Raw genomic sequence first — 13,464 nt, forward strand, 5'->3', positions numbered from 1 at the left:
GTCGAGACCTTGGAGGTCGACCTGGCTGCCGGTTCCAATACCCTGCGTCTGGGCGGCGGCTATACCAATGGCCCCAATATCGACAAGATCGAGCTGGCCCTGGTCAGCGCTGCGGCAACCAATCCAGTGATCGACCCGCTGGTGGTGCAGGCCGAGGACGCCGAGCTCGGCGCCGACAACGGTGCCGCCACCCTGGTGCGCGACGCCGAGAACCCCGAGAACGGCGGCTTTGTCGGGCTGCGCCCGGACTACTCCGGCACCGGCTATGTGGACTTCGGCAGCGCACCCGGCGACAGCCTGACGTTTACCGTCAACGTGGCCGAGGCGGGTGACTACGACCTGAACTTCCGCTACGCCAGCAACGGGGCGCGCCCGCTGGATCTGTCGATCAACGGGGGAGACGCCTCGACCCAGGCCTTTGCCAGCACCGATCCCAATGCCGGCAATGTCGATCCCGAGGGCTTCGATGTCTGGGGTTATCAGACCCTGACGGCGAGTCTGCAGGCCGGCGACAACACCATCACCCTGGCGATCCCGGCTGGCCGCAACAATGGACCCAACGTCGATCGTCTCGAGGTCACCACGGCGGGTACCGGTCCGGTCGGCGATGTCGAGGGCGACGAAGGTGACGATCTGTCGTTCAGCTCCGCTTCCGCCCTGATCAATGCCGACGCCGCTGCCTCGGCGGGTTTCAACGTAACGGGGCTGGATGATGACATCGTCTTCGTCGGCGTCAGCTTCGATGGCGGCGTCAACGTCGAGGAGGTCACCCCGGACGCCAACGGTGACTTCAGCCTCGACCTGTCCGGCCAGGCCGATGGGCCGCTGGCGGCCAGCCTGATCGCGATGGATGCCTTCGGCAACCGTGCGACTCGCGAGCTTTCGTTGACGCTGGATACCACCGCCGACGAGGGTGCTGACCTGGCGCTCAGCGGCCCGGTCGATCCGGTAGCCGCGGATGACAGCGACGCTGTCACCTTCAACCTGGCGGGGCTGGACACCGACGCCGATGTCGTCGAGGTAAGCTTCGACGGCGGCACCACCCGCACCCCGGTCGGGGTCGATGGTGGCAGCGTCCAGCTGGACCTGTCCGGCCAGGACGCCGGCACCCTGGACGTCACCCTTTACGTCACCGACGCCGCCGGCAACGAAGCCAGCACCAGCACCCAGGTCACCCTGGAAGCCGACGATGCCCCGCTGACGGTGGACTTCTCGGCGGGGGCGATCTCGTCCTACGGCGGCAACCAGGACAACCCGTCCCAGGGCACCGGTGCGGCGGTGGAAGACGCCGGCGCGACGCTCGCCCTGACCGACAACGTGTGGAAGCGGGTGGCCCTGGGCGAAAGCTACCAGATCACCGCCGACACTCGCCTGACGCTCGAACTCAGCGCCTCTGACACCCCGGTGTCGGAGATCATCGCGATCGGCTTTGACCTCGACGACAACCCCTTCAACGGTGGCAACAGCGCCTACCAGCTGGCCGGCACCCAGAGCCAGGGTGGTTTTGTCGACCTGCGTGGCCAGGGCGTCGATGACGACGGTGATGGCGTCGTCAGCTTTACCATCGATCTGTCGGCCCACGCGGGCACCACCATCGATTCGCTGGTGTTCGTCAACGACGACGACCTGGGCGCCAAGGGCAGCGCGCGCTTCTCCAACGTGACCCTGAGCGAGGCCACCACCGGCGACGTCAATCAGGCGCCGCAGGTGGTCGGTGGTGGCGTCGCCGACCTTGCCCTCGATGAAGGTTCCACCCTCGAGGTCGACCTGGCCTTCGAGGACCCCGACGGCGACGACCTGAGCTACCGCTTCGAGGTGGCCGACGCCGATGGTGCGCCTGTCGACGCCGCTGGTCTTGCCATCGACGGCAGCGTGCTGAGCGGCAGCTTGGACGGGCTGGAACCCGGTGATTATACCGTTACCTTGTTTGCCGATGACGGTCAGATCGAGACCTCCGACAGCTTTGTGCTGACCATCGACAACGTCAACGACGCCCCGGTGGCGGAACCGGCGGCGCTGGAGCCGTTCTTCGGTGAAGTCGGCGAGGCCTTCGGTCAGGTGGCGATCGCCGACTTCGCGCCGCTGTTCTCCGACCCCGACGGTGACGACCTGACCCTGACGGTCGAAGACTTGCCGGAAGGACTCGAGGTGGTCAATGGCGTGATCCAGGGCACGCCCTCCCAGGGCGGCAATTTCAGTGTGACCCTGCGCGCCACCGATCCCGGCGGTCTGTCCGCGACCCAGGTGCTGGAGTTCCAGATCGAGGGCACCGATATCGGTGACGTCGTGACCATCGAGGCCGAGGCCTTTACCGACCTGGACGCCGACAACGTCATCGCCACCGGTAACGCCAGCGCCTCGGGCAATGAGCTGATCCGGGTGACCAGCAACGCGCCCGCCACCGTGGGCACCGAGCTTGCGGCCGCAGGCGTCGAGCCGGGCTGGTATCGCGTTACCCTGTACGTCTTCGACGAGACCGACGGTGAGGGTGAACTGACCCTGTCCATCGACGGCAATGCCCTCGAGGCGCGCAATCTGTCGAGCGACAGCCTGACCTCCGACGTCGTATTGAGCGACGACTTCGGCACCCTGGTGGGCAGTGGTGGCCGGGGCAACGCCGGTCAGAGCGGCAACCGCAAGGAGATCGTGTTCGAGACCCCGGTGGAGATTACCGCCGATTCGCTGCTGTCGCTGGAGCTTAGAGGCGAGGGCGGCGAGCTGATGCGCATCGACTCGCTGGACCTCCTGCGCATCGAGGAGCCGGTCAACAACGCCCCGACGATTGACGGCCTCGATGACAGCGTCAGTGTCGATGAAAACACCAGTGCCGTGGCGACCCTGACACTGGACGACCTGGACGGTGACGCCCTGACGGTGACCCTCGAGGGCGCCGATGCCGCGCTGTTCAGCTTTGACGCCAATACCGGCGTACTGAGCTTCGTCAATGCCCCGGACGCCGAGCTCGCCGCAGACGCCAACGAAGACGGCGTCTATGAGCTGACGGTCATCGTCAGCGACGGCGAAGACAGCGTGTCCCAGGCGACCCTGGTCACGGTCAGCGACGTCAACGAGAGTCTCTCGATCGGTACAACCGCACTTGCCATCGACGAGAACCTGACCGAGATCGGGTCCATCGCGGTGCTCGATGAGGACGGTCAGCCAGCCACCCTGACGGCTCCGGTGTTCGCCATCACCGGTGGTGTCGACGCGCCGCTGTTCACCATCGACCCTGATACCGGAGCGCTGGCCTTCACCTCGGCGCGTGACTTCGAGCTGGCGGCGGACGCCAATGAAGACAACGTCTACGAGGTCGAGGTCAGCGTCAGCGACGGCGATCTTTCCACCATCGAGCTGGTCTCGGTCACCGTCAACGACGTCGACGAGGCGCCTTTCTCGCCCTTGAGCCTGCAGGCCGAGGACGGTGTGGTCGAGAGCTTCGATACCGACCCCAACAACACCGACACCCAGGTCCGCGACCCGGACAACCCCGAGGCGAACCAGCCCACCGGACTGCGTCCGGGCTTCAGTGGCACCGGCTATCTGGACTTCGGTGACACCCCGGGAGACAACGTCAGCTGGCAGATCGACGTGGCCCAGGCCGGCCAGTACGACATCAGTGTGCGCTACGCCACCAATACCGATCGTCCGCTGGACCTGGTGATCAACGGCGGTGATCCGCTCGCCCTGGCCATGGTCAGCACCGATCCGGACGGCACCGGCCCCGAGGAAGGCTTCGACCACTGGCAGTTCGAGACCGTCACCGTGACCCTGGAGGCGGGCAGCAACACCATCGCCCTGGCGATCCCGGCAGGTGCCAATACCGGTCCCAACATCGATCGCATCGAGGTGACCGAGGGCGGCAGCGGCCCGATTGCGGAGGACGTCAGCGCTGACGAGGACGGCGATCTCGCCATCGTCGCCGACGACGATACCCTCGACGCCAACCAGCTGGCGGCGGCGGTGTTCAATGTCTCGGGCGTCGATGACGACGTTACCACCGTCGAGGTGTCCTTCGACGGTGGCGCGACCCGCACCGAGGTGACGCCGGATGCCTCGGGCAACATTACCCTGGACCTGAGCGGCCAGCTCGACGACCAGAGCGGTGATCTCACCGTCTCGCTGTTTGTCACCGACGCCGCCGGCAACGAGGCCAGCGCCACCGAAGTGGTCAGCTTCGAGGACGACGACGTGGTGGTGGCGCCGATCACCCTGCAGGGCGAAGACGCCGACATCGTCGACGTGGGCGGTACCGCCCAGGGCGAGGTCACCCGGCCGGTGGATGCGGACAATCCCGACGACTTCGGCAATCATCGTCCCGGCGCGGTGGGTGACGCCTACCTGGACTTCGGCTCCAACCCCGGCGACCAGATCACCTTCAACGTCAACGCGGTGGAGGCCGGCAGCTACACCGCCACCGTGCGTTATGCCAATGGAGGTGATGCCCCGCGGCCGCTGGATCTGACCGTCAACGGCGATGATCAGGGCCAGCTCGGCTTCCCCAACGCCACCGGCGCGGACGCCTGGAACGAGTGGCAGACCCTGGAAGTCGAGGTAGAGCTGGTCGAGGGCGCCAACACCTTCACCCTGACCATGCCCGCGGGCGCCACCGGCGGTCCCAACATCGACCAGGTGGTGTTCGACTTCAACGAGGCCGACGTCGGCACCCCGGCGTTCAACTTCGCCATCGAGGGTGAGGCGCTGACCATCGTCGACGCCGACGGCGACACCCAGGTGCGCGACGCCGACAATCCGGAAACCAACACCGCAGCCGGCCCCGACGGTCTATGGAATGGCTTCTCCGGTAGCGGTTACCTGGACATGGGCGCCGACGCCGGTGACGCCGCCGAGTTTCAGGTGAGCGTCGATGAGGCCGGCACCTACACCCTGGAGGTGCGTTATACCAACGCCGGCACTAACGGCGCCGACCGTCCCATGGATATCCTGGTCGACGGCCAGAGCCAGGGCAGCCTGGCCTTTGCCTCCACCGGAACCGACGCGGCCGGCTGGGAGAACTGGACCACCACCACCATCGAGGTGGAGCTTGAGGCCGGCGACAACACCATTCGTCTGGCCAATATCGGCAACGCTGGCCCCAACATCGACAGCCTGACGGTGAGTCGTGACGGGGTGGCACCGGATCGTCCGGTGGAGCCGGGCGATCGCTTCTCGGTCAAGATCAACTTCCAGCCCGAGGGCACCGCGGTGCCGGATGGCTACATCGCCGACAACGGCAAGGCCTTTGGCACCCAGTCGGTCACCGTCGACGGCCAGACCTACCAGTACGGCTGGGTCACCGAGGAGTCGATCTACGATGGCGATCCCGGCACCGAGCCACTGGACATCAGTTCGCTGACCAGCGTTGCGGTCAATGATCGCACCGATGACATCGCCGGCCTCGACCCGCGTCAGGGAACCTACGCCCACTTCGACCAGCCGGGACCCAACTATGTGCGGGCCGGCTGGGAGATCGAGCTGGAAGACGGCTTCTACGAGGTCACCATCTCCATCGGTGATACCAGTGGGCCCTACGACAGCAACAACGTGCTCAACGCCGAGGGCGAGCTGTTCAACGACCCCTTCACCCCGTTCCGCCCGGATGACTTCCCGGCCGACACCAATCCGTCCAACGACACCGACGGCGTGCGCTCTGACCTGGTCACCCGCATCGTCCAGGTCACCGACGGTCGTCTGACCCTGGATTCGATGGGGCTCAACAATGAGAACACCGAGATCCAGTACATCGAGATTCAGGCCCTGCCGGACCTGACCCCTGGGGACGATCGCGACGCCGCCGAAGACTACGCCTTCTTCACCGACGCTCGGGCGATCGCCGGGGTCGGCCAGAACGAGGTTGAGGTGGATCTCGATCCGGATGACGGTGCCATTCCCACCGGGGTCGATCCGACCTCCGACATCTTTGTCGGCATCTCGGTGGTGGACGGACGTGGTGGAGCCCTGCTCGAAAGCCTGGGCGACGGCTCGATCCGGTTGTTCGAGACCGTCACCGGTCAGGAAGTCAGCTTCAACGCCAACACCACCGGCGGCTTCGATTCGCTGACCATCTCGCCGAGCCAGACCCTCAAGCCGTTCACCAGCTACACCCTGGTGATCGACGGCTTCCAGGACCGTGGCCCCAACGACGATGCGAGCGCGCCGACCCGCGAGTTCCAGAAGTACACCAACACCTTCGTCACCGGCGCCGAGCCGGAGGTGGTCGCCCGCGACGTGGCCTTCAACGACGTGGTGGAACTCAACGGCGCCGCCGACGGTGCTTTCGGCTTCACCTCGCTGGAGATGAGCCCGGATGGCGCTTACATGTACATCGCCACCATCAGCGGTGAACTGTTGCGCTACGATGTCGACCCGGTCGACGGTTCGCTGTCCAATCGCCAGGATCTGAGTCTGCCCAACGACTATTTCGACCAGCCGGGACAGAGTCAGCAGCGCGGCATCATCGGTCTGGTGGTGGACCCCACCGATCCCAATGTGCTGTGGATCACCGACAACTATCCGATCCCGCTGACCGGACGTGACAACGGTGTGCCGGACTTCAGCGGACGGATCACCAAGATCACCCTGGATGATGGACCCGGCTTCTCCGGTACCGCCGAGGCCTATATCACCGGCTTGCCGCGCTCCAACGGCGACCACGTGACCAACAGCCTCGAGTTCCGCGAGAACCCGGACTACGACCCGGACACCAACCCGGACGTGCCGAGTCACCTGCTGTACCTGATCCAGGGCTCGAACACCGCCATGGGCGAGCCGGACAGCGCCTGGGGCAACCGTCCCGAGCGTCTTCTGAACGCCGCGGTGCTGGAAATCGATCCGACCCGTGACGTGTCCAACGGCCCCTTCGACGTCAGCACCGAACCGCTGCCCGACGATGGCCTGAATCGGCGCTTCGATGACCCCGACGGTCATCCCAAGGATGATCCCATCCCCATGGGCAACGGCGAGTTCCTGGTGTTCGACGATCGCGGCGTAGCCACGGTCCAGGACGCCAGCGGCAACGTGCTGGAGACCTACTACGATCCCTACGCCCCCGACGCGGTGTTGACGATCTTCGCCACCGGGGCGCGTAACGCCTACGACCTGGTGTGGCACTCCAACGGCTTCCTCTACGTGCCGACCAACGGCTCGGCGGCCGGTGGCAACGTGCCGGATGATCCCTCCACGCCGGAGAACGAGCGCTACACCGGTGTCGAGAAGCAGGATGACTACCTGTTCCGTATCGAAGAGGGCGGCTACTACGGCCATCCGAACCCGCTGCGTGACGAGTACATCCTCAACGGCGGCAATCCCACCGGTGCCAACGACCCCAACCAGGTCGACAAGTACCCGACGGGCACCATTCCCGAGGGCACCTACGACATCGCCGGGGTCTATTCGCTGGGCGAGAACCGCTCACCCAACGGCGCGGTGGAATACACCAGCGGTGTGTTCGGCGGCAACCTCCAGGGCAACGTGCTGTTCACCGAGTACTCCGGCGGTGACGACGTGCGCTCCATTACCCTGGACGCCAACGGCAACGTCATCGGCGACGATGTGCTGCGTGATCCCGACGGCAACGTCATCACCTACGTCGACCCGCTGGACATCATCGAGAACCCGGCTACCGGCCAGCTCTACCTGCTGACCCTCAACCGCGGCAACGGCCAGAGCCAGATCATTCGCCTCGACCCGGCCCCGGGTGGCACCACCGGTCCCGTCGATCCGGATCCCGATCCCGATCCCGTCGATGATCTGGTCATGGTGCTGGCCATCCAGGCCGAGGACATGACCCCGGATGACGGCACCTCGGTGGTCGTGGCCTCCGGTGCAGGCGCCGAGATCGAGATTCGCGACATCAACAATCCCGAGCCGAACCAGGCAGATCTGCCCAACGGCCTGCGCCCCGGCGCCTTCGGGGTCGATGGCAATGACGTCGACGATGACGGTGTGCCCGGCGGTTACGCCGACTTCGGTAGCACCAATGAGGACTTCATCACCTTCAGCTTCGAGCTGGACCCCGATCAGGCCGGCGACTCAGTGCTCAGGGTGCGCTACGCCAACGGCGGCAATGCCGATCGTCCTCTGGAGGTGTTCGTCAACAACGTCTCGGTGGGCGTCGTATCCTTCCCGCCGCCCCAGGACCCGTCGCTTGATGACGCAGACTCGCGCTGGGCCGAGTGGCTGACGGTGGATATCGATGCCGATCTGGCAGCCGGTCTCAACACGGTGCGCTTCCAGGCCACCGATAACACCGGTCCCAACATCGACCAGCTGGCGATCCTTCAGGAAGAAGGGGATGCAACGCCCGGCTTCACCCTCTACGAGGCCGAGGACGCCGCGCTCGGCGGGGCGGTAGTAGTCCCCGAGAGCCAGGACGACCGCAACGCCTCCGGTGATGGCTTCGTCGACTTTGCTGGGGCCGGGGACCAGACCATCACCTGGACGGTGAACGTGGACGAGGCGGGCAGCTATGAGATCGGCTTCCGCTACGCGCTGGCCGCGAGCAAGGCCGACCGTCCGCTGGGCCTGACCATCAACGGCAATGACCTGGGCCAGCTCAATTTCGTCGGCCAGAGCAACGACGACGAGACCGACTGGTTCTTCCAGGACGTGCTGGTCAACCTGGAAGCCGGCAGCAACACCATCGTGCTGACCGCGCCGAATGCAGTGGGCCCCAATATCGACCTGCTGCGGGTGCCGGACGACAGTGGTGACATCTTCATCCCGGTCTACGCCGATGTCTCCGATGGTGGCCGCATCGAGCTCGAGGATGGCAACAGTGCGCGTACCGTCAATGAGCTGACCGCCGACTTCTACTTCACGGTGGACAGCGACGGTCTCTATCGTCTGGACCTGGCGGCCAACGCCGGTGCCGATGACGGTGGCTCGCTGGCGCTGACCCTCAATGGGCAGACCATCGATAGCCTGGCCTATCCCGGGGTGGGTGACGCCGGCGAGCAGGGCGTCTACGTCGAGCTTCAGGCCGGCGTCGAGTACAACCTGCGCGCGGTATCCAGCGCCGATGGTGCCGATGACCTCGACTACCTCGACGTGTCGCCGCTGACCGGTAACGACAACGCCGATATCGAGGTGCAGAGCGGCGATGCTGCCTACTTCGCCAACCGCCTGCACTTCAGCTACCTGGAGAACAACAGCGCCTCGAACGACGATCGCGAGTTCAAGGACAGCGCCACGGTGACGATCTCCAATAGCGGCAGCGAGCCGCTGGAGATCCTCGAATCCGATATCGACGGGCCCTTCGTGCTGGCCGATCCGGGCGCGTTCGACGGCCTGACCCTCGCTGCCGGTGAGTCGCTCACGGTCACGGTGCTGTTCGACCGGGACGCCTATACGGCGCCGACCACCGACGCCGGGGATGGCGTGTTCGAGGGTCGCATTCGACTGGTGACCAATGACCAGGACTCGCCGGTGGCCGAGATCCACATGGCCGGCTTCTGGCAGGCTCGTGACGAGGGTGGCTGGGAACCCAACGTCAACGAGGTCTGGGAGGTGTTCGGCTTCGGCAACCAGATCGATGGTCTGGCGACCACCGGTGGCGGCCAGAACTCGGTGCTCAACGACTTCGACCTGTATCGGCCGGTCAACGACGACGAGGTGCTGTCGCGCTACTGGTCGCTGGCCGACGGCGTAAGCGAGGCCAAGATCACCCAGATCGCCGCCTACCACGGTGGTGGCGGGGCGACGCTGGGTATCCATGCGCCGGGCAACAAGAACCAGGACATCATCTTTACCAACCACCAGGGAGACAACAACCAGACGCTGTTGCCGCTGGTCAACAACGGTGACTTTGCCACCGCGACGTTCAGCCGGGATACCATCCCCGATGGCTGGGCCGGCGAAGAGGTCTTCGGCATCGAGATGGCCGGCCTTTCCACCGATCCGTCGCTCAACCCCCAGGGTGGAGGCACGCCGCCGGCGGACGCCGACGGCATCGAGCGGGGCTACACGGTGCGCATGTTCCGGGCGCTGGACGCCGACGGCAACGTGATCCCCAATACCTACCTGGGGATCATGGACTACACCGGCATCAACTATGACTACAACGACAACATGTTCGTGATCGAAGGGGTCAAGCCGGTGTCCGGTGGCTCGCTGACCGTGACCAACAACGACGGCGTGCCTTCCGACGAGCGGCTGGTGATGTCGCGCATCGAGAACCCGGTCAATGATGCCCAGGAGGTCCACGACGAGGTCACCATCACCCTGTCCAACGACGGCTTCGATGCCCTGACCATCGACGACGTCGAGGTCAGCGATACCTCGCTGTTCGAGCTGACCGAGGCGTTCAGTGCGGTGACCCTGGCGCCGGGCGAGTCGGTGGAGGTGACGGTGCGCTTTATCGCCGATGACCCCAACGACGGTTCGCTCTACGAGGCCAGCCTGATCATCAGCTCAAGCGACGCCGACGAGGCCGAGAAGGTGATCGAACTGGCCGGCATCAGCCAGAACCAGTCCGAGAGCGGCCAGGAGCCGACGGTGCAGGAGATCGTCAACGCCTTCGGCTACTCCACCGACGTGGCCCAGGGACAGATGAACCAGGGCGGCCTGGTGGAGGCCAACGGCGACGAGGTTCTGGCGCCGTACTTCCAGCGCGCCGACGGGGCCTCGCCGATCACCATCACCCAGCTGGCGGCCTACCATGGCCAGGGTGACATCGCCCGGCTGTTCATCCACGACGTCGACAGCCGCGACATCGACGAGATCATTGCCCATGACGAGGCCGACGGTCAGACCCTGTTGCCGCGTACCCTGAATGACGGCGACAACCTGGCGGTGGCGACCCTGGATCGTGACGATCCCTTCGGCTTCTATGCCGAGATCTCCGATCGTCCGGGATACATCTCCTGGTCCGATCCCGATGCCAACCTCTACGAGGACACCATCGATGCCATCGGTATCCCGGGGGCCAACCTCAACTGGGACGAGAACGACGGTCACCTGATCCGGGTGTACGTGGCCAAGGACGCCGACGGCAACGTGATCCCGAACACCTATATCGTCATCCAGGACTACGCGGGGGTGAACTACGACTACAACGACAATATCTTCCTTGTCGAGAACGTCACCACCTATGATCCGACCGGCGCCGAGGACGCCGACGGCAATGGCCGCGTGGACCTCTACGACGACGATGATGGCGACGGTACCCCGAACTTCCTCGACGATCCGACGCCGGTGGAGCAGACCGCCTTCAACGACGACCAGAGCGCTTGGGCCGTCGGAGCAGACGGCCTGACCCTGGAGGCGAGGTTCTTCGACAACGGGGGTCAGGGAGTGGCCTACAACGACACCACCGACGCGCACCAGGGCGATGGCTTCCGCTCCGACGAGGCGGTGGACATCTCCAACGGTAGCCTGGCCATCGGCTATGTGGCCGACGGCGAGTGGCTGGAGTACACCCTGAACGTGGAGACGGCAGGCACCTATACGCTGAACTTTTCCACCTCGGCGGTCTCCGGTGGCAAGTCGATCACCGCGGCCTTCGAGCAGGATGGCAACTTCTACACCGATGCCCAGACGCAGGCCTTGCCCAACACCGGCAGCTTCACCAGCTTCACCGAGGTGGGTCCCCTGACCTTCGATCTGGAAGAGGGTGAGCAGGTGCTCAGGCTGACGTTCAACGGCGGTCAGCTCGATCTGGCATCGTTCAGCCTGGATCTGGTGGAGCCGGTGGACGACGGTCAGGACCCGTTCAACGACACCCAGACCCCGTGGCTGGTGGACGCCGACGGTCTGACCCTGGAGGCGCGGTTGTTCGATAGCGGCGGTCAGGGGGTGTCGTACAACGACTCCACCGCGGCGCATCAGGGCAACGGCTTCCGCTCGGACGAGGCGGTGGACATCTCCACGCCGTCACTGGCCATCGGCTACATCACCGAAGGCGAGTGGGTCGAGTACACCATCAACGTGGCCGAGGACGGGCTCTATGATCTTGGTTTCCTGACCTCGATGGACACCAATTTCCCCGGGCCGCGCACCATCACCGCAAGCTTTGCCAAGGGCGGCGACAGCCCCTACGTGAGCGCCTCGCCGGTGGCGGTGAACGACACCGGTAGCTGGAGCAACTTCGTGCCGACCGAGACCACCCAGGTGGCGCTGGAGGCGGGCGAACAGGTGGTACGCCTGACCTTCAACGGCGGCTCCATGGATCTGGCGAGCTTTACCCTGGCGCCGGTGGGAGCGATGGACGATGGCCAGCAGGCATTCACCGACGATGGCCAGCCCTGGCAGGTGGGCAGCGAGTTCAGCCTCGATGCGGTGAACTATGACGAGGGCGGACAGGACGTCGCCTACAACGACACCAGCGAGGCGCAGCTCGGCAGCAACGTGCGCGGCGAGGGGGTGGATCTGTCCAACGGCGGCAGCGCCATCGGCTGGATCGAGGATGGCGAATGGGTGGAGTACACCCTGAACATCGAGCAGGCGGGGACCTACGACATGGCCTTCCTGGCCTCGCTGGGTACCACCGGCGGTGGGCAGCGCTCGATTACCGCCAGCTTCACCAAGGACGACGGCACGCCCTACGCCACCGCCACGCCGGTGGGGGTCGAGCCCACCGGTGGCTGGACCAACTATGTCGAGACCGAAAGCACCCAGGTGACGCTGGAGGCCGGCGAGCAGGTGCTGCGCCTGACCTTCAACGGCGGGTCCATGGACCTTGAGGGCTTCTCGCTGTCACGGGATGGGCAGCAGGCGTTCAACGCCGGTGGTACCCCCTGGCTGGTGGACGCCGACGATGGCCTTGCGCTGGATGCGGTGCAGTTCGACGAGGGCGAGCAGGGCGAGGCCTTCAACGAGCTGAGCGCGGCGCAGTTCGGCAGCGACTTCCGCGATACCCCGGTAGATATCGTCGGCCAGGGTGAGGCCGTGGGCTGGATCGAGGATGGCGAGTGGCTCGAGTACACCATCAACGTCGAGCAGGCCGGTAGCCATACCCTGTCCTTCGTCACTTCTGGCCCCAATGGCGGACGCAGTATCACCGCCTCGGTGGAGCAGAACGGCAGTGTCTACGAGCAGGGCAGCGTCGACACGCCGGTGACCAGCGACTGGGGCGTGTTCGTCGACACGGCGTCGATGACCCTGGATCTGGAGGCAGGCGTGCAGGTGCTGCGACTGACCTTCAACGGCGGTTCCCAGGACATCGCGTCCTTCGAGCTGACCCGTGATCCGGACGTGGCGGCGGCCAACGCGGCCAGCGCCAGTCTGCTGCTGGCGGACGATCCGCTCGCCAGCCAGGCCGACGATGGTATCGACAGTCAGCCGATGAGCGACGATGTCGGGGTCCAGGGCGTTCAGCAGGACGACGCCGGCTTCTGAGGCTGAGGCTTGGAGAACAAGCCAAGGCGGAACAGAAAAACGAGGGAGGAAGCCATGTCAGGCCCCGGCAACGGGGTCTGACAACAAGAAAAATGGAGGAGGGAGGATGGCCGGGGGGCCATCCTCTGCTCC

1 protein-coding gene is annotated in these 13,464 nt (G+C 65.4%); it reads left to right on the forward strand.

The window, feature by feature from the left end; genetic code table 11:
- Positions 1 to 9 precede the first annotated feature (9 nt).
- Positions 10 to 13,332, forward strand: coding sequence for a carbohydrate-binding protein (locus C6W88_RS13100; protein ID WP_108132758.1), 13,323 nt, complete (start codon positions 10 to 12; stop codon positions 13,330 to 13,332).
- Positions 13,333 to 13,464 lie beyond the last annotated feature (132 nt).

This window comes from Halomonas litopenaei, from assembly GCF_003045775.1.
Taxonomy (GTDB): Bacteria; Pseudomonadota; Gammaproteobacteria; order Pseudomonadales; family Halomonadaceae; genus Halomonas; species Halomonas litopenaei.